Source organism: Bacillus sp. ATD, assembly GCF_050585765.1.
GTDB lineage: Bacteria > Bacillota > Bacilli > Bacillales > Bacillaceae > Bacillus > Bacillus stercoris.
Map to the genome: position 1 here is coordinate 12,618 of NZ_JBOBQH010000016.1, position 16,081 is coordinate 28,698.

General features: G+C 43.2%; 18 protein-coding genes. 1 reads left to right on the plus strand and 17 read right to left on the minus strand.

What is annotated here, in order from left to right; translation table 11 throughout:
- Positions 1–7 precede the first annotated feature (7 nt).
- The 6 genes from ACQXR1_RS21630 to ACQXR1_RS21655 are packed head-to-tail and all read right to left on the minus strand — an operon-like array spanning position 8 to position 7,889.
- Positions 8–274, minus strand: coding sequence for a DUF2577 family protein (locus ACQXR1_RS21630; RefSeq protein ID WP_430772825.1), 267 nt, complete (start codon positions 272–274; stop codon positions 8–10).
- Positions 271–1,251 carry an XkdQ/YqbQ family protein gene (locus ACQXR1_RS21635; protein ID WP_430772826.1) on the minus strand — a complete coding sequence of 327 codons (981 nt, stop codon included), beginning with the start codon at positions 1,249–1,251 and terminating at the stop codon, positions 271–273. Before ACQXR1_RS21635 ends, ACQXR1_RS21630 begins: the two co-directional genes overlap by 4 nt.
- Before the next feature lie 12 nt (positions 1,252–1,263).
- The gene (locus tag ACQXR1_RS21640) at positions 1,264–1,923 is read right to left on the minus strand and encodes a LysM peptidoglycan-binding domain-containing protein (protein WP_430772827.1); all 660 of its coding nucleotides are present in this window, start codon (positions 1,921–1,923) and stop codon (positions 1,264–1,266) included.
- The gene (locus ACQXR1_RS21645) at positions 1,916–7,258 is read right to left on the minus strand and encodes a phage tail tape measure protein (RefSeq protein ID WP_430772828.1); all 5,343 of its coding nucleotides are present in this window, start codon (positions 7,256–7,258) and stop codon (positions 1,916–1,918) included. The genes ACQXR1_RS21640 and ACQXR1_RS21645 overlap by 8 nt, the downstream gene beginning before the upstream one ends.
- A 2-nt stretch (positions 7,259–7,260) precedes the next feature.
- On the minus strand, positions 7,261–7,416 hold the full coding sequence (locus ACQXR1_RS21650; RefSeq protein ID WP_430772829.1) for a hypothetical protein: 156 nt from the start codon (positions 7,414–7,416) through the stop codon (positions 7,261–7,263).
- Between the two features lie 23 nt (positions 7,417–7,439).
- The gene (locus ACQXR1_RS21655) at positions 7,440–7,889 is read right to left on the minus strand and encodes a phage tail assembly chaperone (protein WP_186453313.1); all 450 of its coding nucleotides are present in this window, start codon (positions 7,887–7,889) and stop codon (positions 7,440–7,442) included.
- Between the two features lie 157 nt (positions 7,890–8,046).
- Here ACQXR1_RS21655 and ACQXR1_RS21660 point away from each other — a divergent pair, with 157 nt between their 5' ends.
- On the plus strand, positions 8,047–8,124 hold the full coding sequence (locus tag ACQXR1_RS21660; RefSeq protein ID WP_080015529.1) for a putative holin-like toxin: 78 nt from the start codon (positions 8,047–8,049) through the stop codon (positions 8,122–8,124).
- 997 nt (positions 8,125–9,121) lie between these two features.
- Here the strand turns inward: ACQXR1_RS21660 and ACQXR1_RS21665 are convergent.
- From ACQXR1_RS21665 to ACQXR1_RS21715, 11 genes are read right to left on the minus strand one after another with little or no spacing between them, the layout of a single operon-like run.
- Entirely contained in the window at positions 9,122–9,565 is a 444-nt protein-coding gene (locus ACQXR1_RS21665) for a phage tail tube protein (protein ID WP_010330125.1), read from the minus strand.
- Position 9,566: 1 nt separating this feature from the next.
- Positions 9,567–10,967, minus strand: coding sequence for a phage tail sheath family protein (locus ACQXR1_RS21670; RefSeq protein ID WP_430772830.1), 1,401 nt, complete (start codon positions 10,965–10,967; stop codon positions 9,567–9,569).
- Positions 10,968–11,159 (minus strand): hypothetical protein, encoded by a 192-nt coding sequence (locus ACQXR1_RS21675; RefSeq protein WP_430772831.1) that lies wholly within the window; start codon positions 11,157–11,159, stop codon positions 10,968–10,970.
- Complete coding sequence (locus ACQXR1_RS21680) at positions 11,156–11,593, minus strand: phage tail terminator family protein (protein WP_282627640.1); 438 nt, start codon at positions 11,591–11,593, stop codon at positions 11,156–11,158. Before ACQXR1_RS21680 ends, ACQXR1_RS21675 begins: the two co-directional genes overlap by 4 nt.
- A gap of 12 nt (positions 11,594–11,605) precedes the next feature.
- The gene (locus ACQXR1_RS21685; RefSeq protein WP_430772832.1) at positions 11,606–12,106 is read right to left on the minus strand and encodes an HK97 gp10 family phage protein; all 501 of its coding nucleotides are present in this window, start codon (positions 12,104–12,106) and stop codon (positions 11,606–11,608) included.
- A complete protein-coding gene (locus ACQXR1_RS21690) occupies positions 12,103–12,465 on the minus strand; it encodes a YqbH/XkdH family protein (protein ID WP_225494296.1) in 363 nt (120 codons plus the stop codon). The genes ACQXR1_RS21685 and ACQXR1_RS21690 overlap by 4 nt, the downstream gene beginning before the upstream one ends.
- The gene (gene yqbG, locus ACQXR1_RS21695) at positions 12,462–12,854 is read right to left on the minus strand and encodes a protein YqbG (RefSeq protein ID WP_430772833.1); all 393 of its coding nucleotides are present in this window, start codon (positions 12,852–12,854) and stop codon (positions 12,462–12,464) included. Before yqbG ends, ACQXR1_RS21690 begins: the two co-directional genes overlap by 4 nt.
- A gap of 5 nt (positions 12,855–12,859) precedes the next feature.
- Entirely contained in the window at positions 12,860–13,213 is a 354-nt protein-coding gene (locus ACQXR1_RS21700; RefSeq protein WP_128737431.1) for a YqbF domain-containing protein, read from the minus strand.
- A gap of 11 nt (positions 13,214–13,224) precedes the next feature.
- Entirely contained in the window at positions 13,225–14,160 is a 936-nt protein-coding gene (locus ACQXR1_RS21705; RefSeq protein ID WP_430772834.1) for a phage major capsid protein, read from the minus strand.
- Between the two features lie 31 nt (positions 14,161–14,191).
- The gene (locus ACQXR1_RS21710) at positions 14,192–15,376 is read right to left on the minus strand and encodes an XkdF-like putative serine protease domain-containing protein (protein ID WP_430772835.1); all 1,185 of its coding nucleotides are present in this window, start codon (positions 15,374–15,376) and stop codon (positions 14,192–14,194) included.
- Between the two features lie 46 nt (positions 15,377–15,422).
- The gene (locus ACQXR1_RS21715; protein WP_430772836.1) at positions 15,423–16,055 is read right to left on the minus strand and encodes a hypothetical protein; all 633 of its coding nucleotides are present in this window, start codon (positions 16,053–16,055) and stop codon (positions 15,423–15,425) included.
- Positions 16,056–16,081 lie beyond the last annotated feature (26 nt).

The following is a 16,081-nucleotide window of genomic DNA, read 5'->3' on the forward strand; positions in this document are numbered from 1 at the left end:
GCACCCCCTATATTTTGTCGAGAATAAAAAATGATTGCCCGCCTTTTAAGGAGACAACCATCACATTCTCACCCATCTTTAGTTCTTCATCTCCTCCAGCGCACAGCCGCTTAGGAATAATAATCAAATCAGACGGAATAATTAGCTTTTCACTTTCATTGAGTTTAATTTCAACAGGAGAAACGGAAACCACTTCAGCCGGCAGGATATCCACCGGCGACTCTGAATCAACGGCACCGACAGCCAAGTGCTTGATCGCTTCACTTAGTCTCATGAGAAAACACCATCAGGGATAGAGTTTTTCTCCACAACATCAATGGTCATCGTGTGTGTGGATCCTTTAAATTCATGTTTGTCTGTGTCGATCCAGTATGTTTTCTTAACCCCGACCTCCGGTATTGAGATATAGACAGGCAAGCCGCTCTGAAGATCCGGAATCCCAATCGCTTGAATACTCTTGAGTTCTTTTTTAACACCTTTTTTCTGTGCTTGTTTGACTTTCGCACGCTCCTGAAGTTGCGCCTGGTTAATGTTATCAGAAACCGTTTCGACATACTGAAGCACACCATATTTACTGATGCCTGAGCTGTCACTTGCGGTGGCTGTGTATGTTTTATTGTCTTTCTGCCGGCGGAGCTTTACTTTTGTGGCCGTGTCATTAATTGAAGTGCTGTATTGATAGCCGGTGATGTTCACACCCGTCTCCAGCACCCATACTTCTGACGGATCAGGCCAAGCGCGAAGGCCAAGCTTTCCCTTCGCAGAATATAATTGATAATTCCTTCCGGTTTGGCTTTTTGTTTGTTTCAAGGCTTTCAGAATCATGTCATAAAGGCTCGTATCGTCTTTGAACACAAGTGATTTAATTGTATGACCTGTGTTTGCAATAGACGTTGTGGGAATCTGAAAGTCTCTTGCCAGACGTTTTATGATCTCGTCTGCACGCTTATTAGAGAAAACATAAACATCCTTGTTTTTGACCAGATATTGCAGCATATCATAAGCCGTAAAGGTCAGCCCGTGTTCTTCAGGATTGCGAGAAAACACAATGCCCCGGAACAGTTCTTTGCCCTTCCACTTAAATAAAACTGTATCCCCTTCAGATACGCTGTAATATGAATGGGTTCCTTGTTTCGTAATGATCTTGGCCGTGATCGATCGCGGCGCCTGATACCGTTGCCCTTCGAGGGAAACACTTTCAGTTACCAGCTCAAGCCATTCCGTTTCTTTAATGACGAAAAGTTCTATCATGTCATCACCTGCTTATTGCGGTATCTTTAATTTTTGACCAGGAAAGATCCAGTGTCCTGGCTGCCTGATATTAAGTTTGCTTCGTTTGATCATAGCCTTTTTATTGACGTTCCAAATCTTGCGCCATTTTGTGCTGTCTCCATAAAATTTGCCGGCAAGGTCCCACAAGGTATCCCCTTTTTTAACCGTGTATGTTTTAGGAGCTGTTTTAGATGGACGTTTTTTCTTCGTCTTTTTCTTTTGTTTGATCTTCCGCGGCGCAGCGGTTTTGTATTCCTTCAGTTTGATTTCATAATCACGATCACCTATGTCTTTTTGACCCTCACTATAAGAAAAGCCCTCAATGCTACAGGTGAAGTTTATTTTCGTGCCAGTAATTAAAAATTGAACCGGCTTTTTCGCTTTCGCCCATTTCTCAATCTTAGCGATGGCATTTTCCGGAGAAGGAAAACCTTTATATTCGGCAAGTGGGCTGTGTCTCTTCGGAAAAAAAGAAGAGAACGAAATCTCTTTCGCTCCCGGCTTATCTATAAAAGTGATCTCCCCAAAACTGGCCACTTTTACTGATTCATTTTGAATTGTGTTGGATATATCAATTTGTTCAGGAAGGACAGGAAGCCGCAGCTTGTCCTTCCCTTGTGAAATCCAGAATTCATAAACAGATCTAGTCAAACGCGACGACTCCCTTCGTACCGATGTTAATATCCTGTTCAAGCTCAGCGACAAGAGCCTGCTTAATTTTCGAGACCAGACTGTTCACGTCTTGATCATTGTAAAAATGTTGGTCGCCGTTAATCTGAATAACAACCTCTTTACCTCCTGCAGCAGTAACAGTTGTTTGTTGGCTGCCTGTCGTGGCAGCAGTTACCTGGCCAGATGATAATTCAGTTTGGCCTTTTTGTGCAGGATCCGTGACTTCCATTCCGAGAGCTTTAGCTGCTTGAGCCAACAGATAGCGGCCACGTATGCCCCGCTCTTCCGGAATGATCCATTCACGTTTATTTCCTTCACCAACACGTGCAATCTGCTCTTTGGTAATGAGTCCGCCGTTAGCGTAACCAACATACGGTCCACCGCGTCTCATGCTTTTAATACCAGGTACATTGTCAATAGAGCCATATCTGCTTTTGATGTAGCCAATTGCGGCAGCAGCGTTATGAATCGGGTTTCTAATGTCACCCATGCCTGGCGCTTTATGTGCGTTAAAAGTGGTTGGTACTGTCTGCATGAGCCCTTGAGATGGATTGCCCGCCTTCGCGTTACTATCCCACAGGTTAATGGCGTTAGGGTTGCCTCCTGACTCAAACTTTGCAATTGTCATCAATCCTGGAAGCCAGCTTAATGGTGTTTTTGTGGCCATCATTGCAGCCATAAGCCACTGTTTAACATTTCCGCCTACTGCGCCCATTCCGGAATAAGCAGCTGCCAGTGAACCTGCTTGTTTTTCAGCGTATTTTTTCACATCGACAGAATCCAGCCCTTTTACAACACCGACAGAGGCAAAACGCCCCAAGCTCATCATGACACGAGAAGGTGAATGGATATCTAACTCTTCACGGAAAGCTTTCTCGACTTTTTTTGCTAGTTCCTTGGCTGCCTCATGGACCTCACTGCCCTTTGAATTCATACCTGAAACAAAATTCCCGATCATTCCAGTTCCCCAGCCGTTTGATGATTCTTTAGACTTCAAAAACGGCTTATTCACATGAGTATTTACATACTGATCAGTGCCAGTTTGTGAACTATTTTGACCAGAAGTAAACCCTTTGATCGTACCAGTTCCCCATGAAGAGGATTTATTCACAGTGTTCTGGAATGGTGTTTTGACTTTCGTCTGCAGGAAGCCATCTGTACCGGTTGCCGTACTGTTTTGGCCGTTAGCATAACCATTGACCACTTGTTTTCCGTAATTCGGAGAGTAGGAGATCAAATTTTTCATAGGCTGCCCAACGTTTTTCTGTTTCCAAGCATCCATTGAAACGACGTTATCGCCAATACCTTGATCAAAGCCCTGCGTGAACTGTTGACCGAAAGAAGCCGCCTGTTCATTAAGGCTCGATGTGTCAATGGTAGGAGATACTGTAGCGGAAACAGTTGATCCGCCAGCTAATGGAGAAACAGCAGCTTCTCCACCTGCAGATGAAGCAGAAGCCATGTCATCAACAACGCTCATCCCTAGTTTAGAAGCAGCCTGAGAAAGAAGCATTTTACCGCGACCCTTGTTGTTATCAACAGGGATCACAAACTCCTTACCCGCTTCACCAATCCATGAAATGGTTGGTTTCGTAATATAGCCACCCGTCGCATTCTTTTCAAGAACGCTTTTTTGTTTAGGAAAAACACTTGTTGGCCCTGATGATTGCGACTGAACAAGACCAGCAATTCCTCCGCCACCGCTAGTATTTTTACCAGATGAAGACTTACCGGATTTCTTTGTTGTCAATCCAGTAGCTTCCTCACCTCTCCCTATGATATTGCCTATGATCTCCCCTCCAGCGTCAGCTAACCCTTTTAGCTTAATGACCCACCAGAAGGTATCTTCAAACTTCTTCTTAATTCCGTCAGCTATCTTTCCAAGGGGATCTCCTACATTTTCACTAAACCATTCAGAAATACCATTCCAGGCATCTTTAACAGCTTTTTTCGCTGACTCAAATTTTTCCGAAATGGATTTTTTGGCATCTTCCACTTTTGAGACGATTGGATTCCAAACATTTTCACTGAACCAAGCCGAAACTGCACTCCACTTGTCAGAAATCCATGTCCACGCTTCGTTAAGCTTTGTCCAGATCCAGTTTGCTGCATTAGTGACAGCATCACTTACTGGCGTCCAAACATTTTCCATGAACCAAGTTGAAACTGTAGACCATAATTCTGAAATAAAGGTCCATGCTTCGTTGATCTTCGTCCAAATCCAGTTTGCTACGTTACTAACTGCTGTACTGATCGGATTCCAGACGTTGTCATAAAACCAAGTTGCCACCTGAAGCCATTTTAATTGGATCCAGATTCGCGCATAATCAATATGTGCTTGTATCCAGCCCGCCACCGTTGCAACTGCATTACTAATAGGATTCCAGACATTATCCATGAACCAGGTTGAGACAGTGGACCATGTATCTGAGATCCAAGTCCAAGCGTCATTTATTTTTGTCCAAATCCAATCAGCAGCATCAGTGACACCGTCAACTAGTGGATTCCAGACATTATCCATGAACCAAGTTGAGACAATCTTCCAGAGCGCTTGGATACCATCCCAAGCAAATAGAAAGGCACCTACTACTAAATTTATGATCGGAACTGCAGTGTTATAAATAGGTGTCCACACGTTATCCACAAACCAGGATGACACGTCATTCCAGGTATCAGTCAGCCATTTCTTAGCATCCTCAAATTTATCGGTGATCTTATCAATCTTATCTCCGGCCCAATCACTAACAGGGGTCCAGACGTTATCCATAAACCAATCTGAGAAATCAGACCAAGTATCCTTGATCCAATCAACGGCGTTTCCTGCACCGTCCTGAATTCCATCCCATGCTTTAGAAGCGCCGCCATCATCAAACCATTTGCCAATGGATGATCCTAAATCTGAACCCCCGATGCCGCCTGCAATACTACCGACAACTCCGCCGACAGCAGTGCCGACAACAGGGACGACAGAACCAATGGCTGCACCTGCGGCTCCTCCTGCAGCAGCTCCGCCAAGATTTCCGGCAAAAGAACCAACTTTCTCACCTGCATTTTCTTTGTTCATCCCGAGTAAGTCGGTTGCAGCTAATGCAGTTCCCAAAAGAGGGATACCTTTCGCAAATTTACCGACACTTTTCAGAGGACTTAAAACTTTCCCGAACTTCGAGGCTCCGCCTGTCGCTTGGCCTACTGCACGAAGTTCTGATCTGGTGGTGTTTACTGAAGCTCTTGAACCAGCGCCTCTAACAGGATCAGCTACCGTTCTTCCTGAACGCCTTCTTTCTAACTGTTCAGATGACACAGTAATAGATCTATTAGAAGGGTTCACACTGGTTGGATTCCCGCGCCGGCCTGAAGCATTTTTCCCTCTCCCTTTACGGCTGCGGTCACTTCCGCCGATACCGCTACAGCAACAACATGTTAAGCCGCCGCTCCGTGGTAGACTCGTTGGACTCGAAGCAGTTCCAGAACGGCCGCCCCGCCTCCCTATATTACGAGTAGCCTTTCCATTCCGTCTGCCACTTCGTGTATTAGGGTCACCGCCGGGAGTACGGTTTGGAATCAACTTCCGAATTACTCCCGCTGCGTCACTTCCGACAGTTCCAATTCCTTTTAAGAGCGGCCGTAGGATTTTCAAATATGCAATCAATCCAATTAAAGAAGGAATCACAACTTTAAAGGCTGTTTTTAAATCATCCCAATGATTCACCGTCCACTCAATAGCCACATTCAGTTTGTCACCTATGGCCTCGCCAAGATCAGTAATATCCTTTTTGATCTCTTTGAGTTTTTCTTGACCTTCTTTGCTGTTTAGGAACGAGTCGATCTTGTCAAAGGCTGGGCCTAAACCGGTAAGCAGAGAGGTTCCCACATCCTTAGATATGCTTTCAAAATCTCGCATGGCATCATTAATCGGTGTCATCGGGTTATTATCCCGCAGCTGAGAAAAGCTGCGTTCCAGTTCACCTGTTGTTTTTGCACTTGTACCAATGCCTTCAGCCATATCTAAAATCGGCTGCTTCAAGTCCTCATATTGCGTTCCTATTAGCTCCGTGGCGATAGATGCCCGTTTAGTCTTGTCTTTGACTTTCGATAAGGCATCAGCTACCTTGAATAAGCTTTCTTGGCCACTTATTGAACCATCTTTAAACCCTTTGAACATCTTCTCTGTTTCTTTGGCACCGAACAGCGATTTGAAGGCGTCTACTTGACTATCAGACATTTCAGTACGGCGAATGTTAAATTCACGCATACTGTCAGCGAGGTTGTCAAAGTTTCTGGCCCCGCCCTTTGTCCCTTTTATCATGGCATTAGCGATCTGGCCGCCTGTGAGTTTCATGTCTTTAAAAGTGGAACTGTATTCATTCATCGTGTCCAGCAAATCGTCAGCCTGGTCACCGGCGTTCCGGTACACATACGCGATTAAATCCCCGCTGTCTTTCCCGGACATTTTCAAGTTGTTGTACATTGAGCTGAAGGCCCGGTCCACTTCCGCCTGATCAGCATTCATGAGCTGTGCGATCTTACTAGATGACTCAGTCAGTTCAGCCAGGGCTTTTTTAGATGCGCCTGTCTGTTGTGACAAGGTTCTCAAAGATAAGCTGACTTCTTCCCGGGATCCTCCCGCTTTGTTGTCATAATAGATCTGGTCTGTCATTCTAGCAGCGTCTTTTTTGCTGACTTTCGAAGTCGCAGAAACATAGGCATCTTGAGACATAGCGCTTTTCCCGCTACCCATAATTGCACCAGCTGACAGTCCGCCACCAACTGCCAGGGTGACAGTAGCGTTTTTCAGACCGTCTAATTTTGCCTCAATTGCATCCAGAACCCCTGAAGCTTTGTCTTTAATAGAAACAGTAGGTTCAGCATGTTCGCTGTCTACATCGGACACATGGCGTCGTATCTCATCTAATTGGCTTGAAGCACGATCACGAACTGAAACAGTAGGTTCAGCATGTGAGCGGTTCAAATCTGAAAGACCTCCACGAATTAAGCGGAAACGTGGTGTAGCCTGATCATTAACGGAAACTGTCACCTCATGGCTGCCTTCAGTAAGATCCTCCGTTTGTTGACGTATAGAATGTAAACCATTCGAAACCCGATCATCCAAACCGACTTCAAGCGATCGTGCACGCCCAGTCAATCGGCTTGCCGATCGGTCAATCCGTCTCATAACCCGCTCCGTTCGATCCTCAGCATCAAAAATAAGAGGGCCATTAGCGGCCCTCTGAAGTCTCTCTGCATTTCCTTGTATCTTTCGAAGCTTGCGGGTGATCTTATCCTGTAAATCAAACGTAGCTGTTAGTTTAGCCATAGTTACTTACCTCCCTTCTTCGCTTCCTTTTCTAACAGCTCAAGCTTGTAACTGATCAAACCATATAAGAGCGCCTTGAATTCTCTCGGCGCTTCATATAGTTCTTGTAATTCTGACGGGGCATATTTGAGCTCGTGCATAGCGTAATAAAGATACACGGTCTCTTTATCCCCGCCTTCTATTAGTTTTTTGCTGCTTCTTCAAGATCTTCGGGATCATCCTCAAAGCCGTTGATCTCAATTGCTTTGTTCAGCCAGTTTGCATATTCACCGCCGACAGACAGAACTCGCTTTGCAACTTCCACCGGATCCTCTGTTTTGTAAGCTTCGCGCAGCTCTTTAGATTTAAAGTTTGGATAAACAGTCGATTCAACGGCAATACGTGCATAGAAGCGTTGGTTGTCCAACTCTTTCACGCGACCGCGGCCTTTTACATTTTTGTAAGTGGTGTTTTCTTTCTCAAGCTCATCAATTCGTTCTGTGGTAATAGCTTTGAATACAAACGGAATCACCTTTCCTTGCTTGTCCACAAATCGCTTTGAAATAGGCACTTCTACTTCTTCCGCTTCGATTGTTTGTCCTGGCATAAAGAATGAAAGATCATATACTTTTTCGTTTTGTTTTTCGCTCATTTTAATTACTCCTTTTGTTTTTGTTTTGGTTGTCTTTAGTCAATAAAAAAACACTCTCAGAGTTTGAGAGTGTTATGGTACAATATGGCTTAAGTACAAAATGAATCGGCTTCTTAAGGGTGGTCTGGCTCATCCCCAGCAGAAAGGGGGTGATGCAATGACAACTTTCGAAACAATCTATTTAATGATTGCTTTTGGCATGTTAGTTGCCACGTTGTCAAAGAAAGAAAAATAGACCTCCCTTGAGCCTCGGAACTTTGGGGAAGGTCTATCATCACTTGAACACCTTAAAGCCAGCCCACTTGGGCCTCATTCATTTGTACCGACCCGGCTGCCACCGGGTCTTTTTTTATTTTATGCATTTCTATAAAAAGAAATACATGAAAAAATCAAGAGATACGAAATGCATTACATCGGTATTCATGAATACCTTAATGCCTTTAATATTGGTACTAACACTAAAGTTAGTACTAAAGTTAGTACTAAAGTTAACTTGTTAACATCAATATTAATGCTAACAATCAGAGTAATCAAGTGGTAAGTTATAGATTCCTCTAAATTCCGTTAGATTCCCCTAGATTCCCATAAATTCCTCTCGTTTTTAGTTTCTTAAATGCGAAATGCATTTCAAAAATAAAAAAACACATTCAACAGATGCTGAATGCATTTCCCATTTTCCATATTATTCAGTATAATAGATTTTTGAAGCTATCTACCTAACTTTAAATGTGAAGGAGGGTGGTAAATGAGTTTCTGTAAGTGCCCCCGATGGGAGGTGAAATACAATGACCACTGTTCAAATTCTACAAGCTTTAGCCACGTGTGCTAATCTAGCACTAAGGGTTAAAGAATATTTTAAAAAGAAAGACACAAACGTATCAAAAGACATGGAAGTGTCTAAAGTCTGTTTGTGTCAACGACGGAGGAATAAGCCGTATAAAAGATATAAACGAAATATTCGTCCGACAAGACATTATAGGTAGCTTCAATTTTTAAAAGCTAGAGTGCCCCCCACTCTGGCTTTTTATATTTTATGCAAAAATCTTAAATGCTAACCCTGTAACTTTTCTGTTCTAACCGCATTGTGCGATCGAACAATATATATTGAGTATATATTCTTTGAATGTTTTTTGCAATTCTATAAAAACTTTAAAAAACATATTTAAATTCCAAAAAAATATTTTTAAGGAAAAATAAATAAAAGGCGCTTATAAAATCTTGCGCCTTTTATTTTAAAAAGTCGATTTCAACTGTTCAGGAAGATCAAAGTCCTCAAAGGTAAACGGTACCTCTTCCTCTAATGCCTCAGAATCAACGTCAAGCCCTGCAATTTTCGCAGAGTCAAAATTCACATCATAGAGAGTAACCCGCTCAGTCCCACGGCCGGATGATTTGTCATCAAGCACGGCTTGCAGGGTAAAATAAGGATCTTCACCTTTTTTCACATAATTAAGCATCAGCTGCACAAAGCGGGATGTGACTTTATAAAATGTCGCTGTGCCTGTTCCGTTTGCGCCTGTCGTTTTATGACCGGTCATGCGGCGTCCCATAACGTTGACTTCCGATTTATTTTTCTCTACATTCGCTTCAAATGTTTTGATAAACGCCAGTTCCTCACCGTCCAAGAAAAGGCGTCCCTCTTTACCAGATATCGTATTCTGCGCTTTAAAAGCCACCTTACTTCACCTCCACGTTAAAGTAGAATTTCTCAGCTGCATCTACTGGCTGCACAGCAAGATCAATCAGGAAACCGTCACGATCGCTATTCAGAGCAATTGCGATGTCATTCTCTGAATCAAAATTGGTAATGCCCCCGTTATCTTGAAGAACACTCAAGTATTGAGTAATCAACGTTTTCACGAATTGAAGGCCGTCATTTGTAGCCGGAACGTCGCTGCCGCTCGCTTTACGTGACTTAATCAGTGCCTTCAATTGAGATGTCAGGTCATTATTGATTGCATCCAGCACCCGCACGATTTTGTTTTTCTGGAACATCTTATTCTTCTCTGCTGTAAGACTTGTGAGAGAATTAATATCCTTCTCAACAGAAACAGATTTGTCTCGAGAATCATAAGTAAACAGAAATTCCCCGTTCGTCAGCCGTTGAATTACCTGGTCATTATCCAGTCGAGTAAGGACGTCCACTGCTCCCGCATATTCTACGAACGTAAGCGATTGATTGAACGTTGCACCCGCGCTGGCGCCAGCAACCCAAGCAGTAGCTTTTTCCGGACTGATCTCCGTTCCGTCTTCAAGCAGAACCCCGCCTGTGACATTGATAATACCTTCGTGATCGCCTTTGTAATTAGAGAGTACACCTTGAACCTTTAAGCCTTGATTGTCTCTCAGCCTTTTGATGAATGCGACAAACGTCGCTTTCAATTGCTCGTTATCCTCAACAGGCAGCGCGATTGTGTCAAAGTATTCCGTTTCAGCCGCTTCCAAGAAAGCTGTGTAATCAGCATTTGTCGGTGTCTTGTCTGTTCCACCTGACAAGCGGATTCCGGAAGATGCCGGAAGATCCCCGCTGACGTCCTCCGGAGCTGTGCCTGTTAGTGGAATCGAAACTGTTAGATCCCCTTTGCCTGTAAATTCGACAAGTTTATTTGCTTTCAGTTCCTCAGCTTTAGATACCGTTTGCTTATCGACTTCTGACTGATCAAGATAGGTTGTGACGTCCACTTTTGAAGAATCAATAACGTTTTCTGTAATTCTGATAATGATGTCGTTTCCTTTAGTCCCGCCATAAAGAGCGGTTGCCTTTACGCCCTCGCTAATGTCTGCTTGAGCACGCAGCCCCTCCGTCAAACGGTAAAGCAAGACTGTACTCGCCTTCTTCATTGCCTCACGAAGAAGCAACAACGAAGGATCATCAATGTTCAACCCCACTTTTTTATTCAAGTCCTCGATGGAAGAGATAGAAATGAATTTCTTAACCTCTCCCCAGCTGGACGCTATCGGCAGTGCAACTGTTCCGCGTTCGCCTACTGATACCCTATCCTCTGCGGTCGTTTTAAAGTTAAAATAAATACCGGCACGCTCTTTTTCCTTGCCGACTGTAAATGTTCCGCCGTTCATTTATTTGACCTCCTTTTGAAGAAACTGAGCGATCAGCTTCTTCGCTTCTGATTTAGTGATTCTTTCTGTTTCTACATGAAAAAGAGCACCGTCAAACACCTCGGGCCTAACCCCAAAGAGCTCTCGACTGTGCTCTCGTAAATCCTTAATATCAAAAGCATTTTCTGCTTTTTCCTTTTTCGTGGCCATCATTTCACCCCGCTTGTAAATTCAAAGTTTTCAAGAGAAGGATGTTGTTCTCGTTCATACCAATAGCGACTCGTCCAATTTAGAACAATGCTCGCATAATCATCTGAGATACGGGTTTCTATACGTGATAAGCGAATAAAATCCCCCGTATCTTCACCAGATTCCCGAATGAGCGGAATTAACCCCCTCTTACTCCTAAGTGTATCCGCGATCCTTTCCGCTTCGTTATGAGCCTCCTGCGCGTTCTTATGAAAGAGTTTCACGTTTAAAACATAGGATTTTTGAAACGTAGATACTGTGTCCACCCCATCGACTGTGGAAGCCGGTGGAATGTAAAGAGATGGGACAACAAAGTCCTGCGGTATTTCTTTTTCATACACTTGTACAGGATACAGTTTATATAGGTAGCCCATAATTGAGCCCACTTCTTGATTCATGGCAGCACCGCCTTAAAATTCTGCGTCGATCCACTGCTGCAGCTTCCGCTCAAGACTTCTCTCAAACATTAGTTCAAAGATGGCCATAGCATTATCCCAAAATCCGGATCCATCAACCCATTGGAATTTCAGCAGCATTCCGGTTTTGGCAGCGGGATCATATTCGAACCGTTCACCCTTCCAGCGTCCGGGGACCCACCGGCGATCCTGATTTTTAGACGGATCAATTGTAAAGTGCCCGTCATTCACATAGGAGGCGTATTCCAGATTTGTTCCGACATCCAGTTTTAAGCTTCCTGATGTCATTGAAAAAATATTGTCCTGGTCACCCCGTTGAAAGGAATTGAGCAAGCGGCGGGTGTCTACTGTTTTTGTCCTGATGATTTCGTCTTGTACGATATCAATAAATTCATAACCCATAGCTTCAAGCCACTGCTCATACTTCCTTTGCAGCCCGCCTCGAGAAGCCCGGTTTAATGACTGTATGAACTGATCAAGCCCCTTTATTTTCACAAGTATTCCACCTCCCGGACTGCCGTTACTTCCCAATGATGATTCCTGATCTTGCGCGGCTTCTGTAGTTTATAAGCTGTGCCTTCCCAAACCACCCTGTCGTTCAAACGAATATCTGCAGAGGCTGGGAAATGGACCAGAAATGATTGATATATGGCCGTGTTCGGTTCCTGCTGCACAATGGATTGGTTCTTTTCTGTGAAGTAACACGGCTGGCCAGCTATATCTGGAACTTCAGGATATGAAAAAGCCGGCTGAACATCTTCAACCGGCACCCCAAAGGATTGTTTTTTGTTTTCCGCTTTCTCCTGCAGGTGATAAACATCGCATCGATGAGTTAATAAAGATCGATAGCTCATATGGACCTCATTCGCATTTTTACTTCTGTACCTTCCAAACTTGGCTCAGATGATACAACATAATCTTTAATGAGTGTGTAGACATCTGGTTTTTGAATAGAGCTGCCGTTTCCAAGAGAATATGAATAGTCTCCGATCTTCTCGGTTGTATATCCTTTGGTGATTGACTCATCAGAATTAATTAACGCGAAATACTGCGCCATTTTTAATAAAGCCAGCCGAACCGTTTCAGGGAGCGGATCATACTCAGGGCCAGAAAAATCATGGCCAACTTGATATGTTATTTCAGCTATAGCTTCTATGATGTCCTGAGTAAGAAGGGGATCAGGCCGATCCCTTACAGAATCAAAAACAGTGTAATCCTTTAGGTCAACAGGTGTGATTAACACGCCGCTCACTCCCCACTGTTTTCTTGCTGATTAAGGATGAAGGCAATTCTTTCGTCTGCGTTTTTGAAGTCAGATGGATTGCCGCCAAGATCAGTAACAATGGCTTCTTGTTCAGTTTTATTCATGCCCTTCAATTCTGTTTCTGTGTACTTCTTCTTTGATGCCGTGTCATCATCGCTTTTTGGTTTTTCCGTTTCTTTCGGCTCTTCTTTAATTAGATGACATTCAAACTGGTCATTATTCTTCAAATAAGAATAAACTGTCTTTTCCACTTCACGCTTTTGATTAAGCAGGAAGACGTACCCCATAACATCGTATGTCTGGCCTGCTATCAACTCCGCTGTATATTTGTCGGCCATCTTTTATTCACCTACTCTTTCACTTTCACGATTTTAGCCACAGCATCTTCCTCTTCGAAAGTGCTGTCCAGCTTAGCTGTCAGAACGATAACAAACATACGGCGGCGGATATCCTTATCAACTTCGATTCTAATATTACGAGAGAATCCAAGAATGATATTTTTCGGATGAGTCAGAATGATATCAGAAACATCTGTTGTCGCCTCTGCTTCACCAATCGTGTAAGGCTGCATATTGGAAATTCCTTTAACCGGAATACCAAAAGCAGAAGAAAGGCCACCTTGAACAGCTGCATCCCCTAGATTTGTTTGACGATCAGCCACACGATCTTTCCACTCGACCTCAAGACCAGGTGAAGTATAGAAACGGAAATCTTGCGGAATACGCAAATATTTAGAAGGAACAGCTTTTACACCCTTCTTAAAGGTTGCTCTTGTTAGTTCTTCACCGTTTACATCCACGATATGAGAAACCGCTTGTTTACGAAGACCATCCAGCTGTGCAAGGTACGGATCAGAGGAAGTTTTATCACCATTAACGATCAATTCCTCAATATCAACTGCCGCCCGTTCAGCTAGAATTTGCATAATTGTATTTTGCAGACCTTCTTTTTCAATGTTGTTTTCAAGTGTGTCATAGGTAATGTTAACCTCTGCAATGACTTCTTTTGTGCTTAGGTTAACTGTGCTGGTTGACGGAACTGCCTTTTGATCTTTAGTCAGCCCAACTCCTTCTTGCGCAGCTCTCAAAATACGTTGGCCAAACCCGATTTTTTCGATCTTCTGAGTATCATGATCCATTGGAATGACACGCGCATCCTTTAAAATAGTTGGCGCATCTTGGACCATGCGAATAAATGCACTAGCCTGGGTAGGGTTCATTAAGCCGCCTGTGTTTAAACTAGACAGCGTCATTTCTGCTTTTCTAATTGCCTCTTGGTTTGTCACTTCATTTCCTCCTTATGAAAAAAGTCAGGGTTTAAAGGAGCCCTGACCAGATTGATTTATTAACTTGTGTTTCAGTTTCGGAAGTTGTTTCATCTTGCTTAGAAATTCCGCGGCTTTTTTCAATCGCTTCAATACGATCAGCGAGCGGTTGAACAGCGTCTGTGATGGCTTTTTTCAGCTTCTTAGCCTCTTCTTCCTCAGCTACTTTTTCCTCGTCTTTCTTCTTTTTAGGATCCTCATCTTTTTCTAATTCTGCGAGCTGCTTCTTAATTGGCTCTAATGCTTCTTCGATGGATTTTGCTACATCGTCTGCGTTCATTTCTTCTTCCTCTCCTTCCGTCTCTACCTGACTCAGCAAATTGCCGAGAGCGGTATGAGCGCTTTTAATTTCTTGTAAGTTTGAAGCCGAGAATTTCCGGCCGGCCTTTTGCAGTTCTTCAGGCTTTGATCCGATCGCTTTCAAAATGTCATTAGAGATCAACACTTCTTGGGCGATATTCACAAAGTCTTGCAAGGCTTCTCTGATTTTTTCGGGATCCGTCTCCATACCTTCGGAGTAATCCCATTTGAACAAAGCAGAATTTAAAGCATCTTGAGCCGCCCAAAATTCACGGCGTTTACGCCCCTCATCATACTTGTCCTGTACAGCACCTTTAATAAGGTGTGCATTACCTTTGATAAAGTTTTTGAACAAATTAAAAAGCCCTTTCTCGTCGTGTTTTCCTTGAGAAACAGGCTTTTCTTCTTGTTTTGCAATATCTGCGATGCCGGCCATGGAATAACCGGTGATCTCGCCTTTTTTAATTTCCTCCCATATTTCCTCGGAGGCTTTTGTCACAAGGACCCAGGATCCTTTTTTTATGAGTTCCCCATTTATTACAAAGTCAGCGGGTGCGACGTAGGATTCAACCACCGCCCCGACACCGCCCTGAAAGTCATGCTGCTTATCAATTTCACGAGCATCTTTCAGGAAGCCATGAGCGGCCTTTTCGATTTCTGCAGCTGTCATGAAATCCCCGTGAGCATCCACTGTATCAGGCTCATATACGATCCCGTACACAAGTTTTTGCTCGTTTGCTTCTTTCGCAATGACCTTGACTTCCTTTTGAAAGTCCGGCTGTTTTTCTGACTTCATAAAAAAGAACTGCTTTTGATTAGCAGCCTTGTCTACGTAAGAAACATGTGTGATTTTTGCGTTTACCAATTCTCTTGGCATGTTGTTCACCTCCTTTCAAAAGAAAAAACCTCAAATTGCTTGAGGTTTAAATATCTTCTAGATCCTTGATTACTTTATTGCATAACGCTTCATAATTATTGGCGTCTTCTTTTTTTACAGAGTTAGGATGGGCCTCCGCTGCATTTCTAATATTGAACAAGGATGTAATAGTTTTAAATGTATTCTCACTAATTGCCCCAACATATTTTAACGCTTTGACCCGTTTATAAAGCGTGCTAAGTTTAATATCGTAGTTTCTACAAATTTCTATAATCCTACTCTCTACCTTTGACCATGAAAGTATTATCCGACGCGGTGCAAAGTAATCGTCAATATAACCATAATCTTTATAGGCAGGTTCATAAACTTCCTTAACATTATTAGCATCAGAAGGCTCCTCATCAGGTTCGCTCGTATCATTCAGTTTTTTAGGCACCTCAACCTCCACATTCAACGCTTTTGCTTTATCAATCTCTTCTTTAATAAAAGTTGCTGTCCCATCCTTATAATTAAAACTATCTAACTGGCGGAGTTTATCCAATATTCCCTTGCGAAGAAGCAGAACAATGATGACAATTGCTAAAGGCCAGGATGTAAATATGGTGATTATAAACTTTGAATTCAATAAAGAAGATATAAAATGTGATATCTCTTGCCAATTAATATTAGCTACAAGCATAAAGTACCCCCATTACAATGATGAGG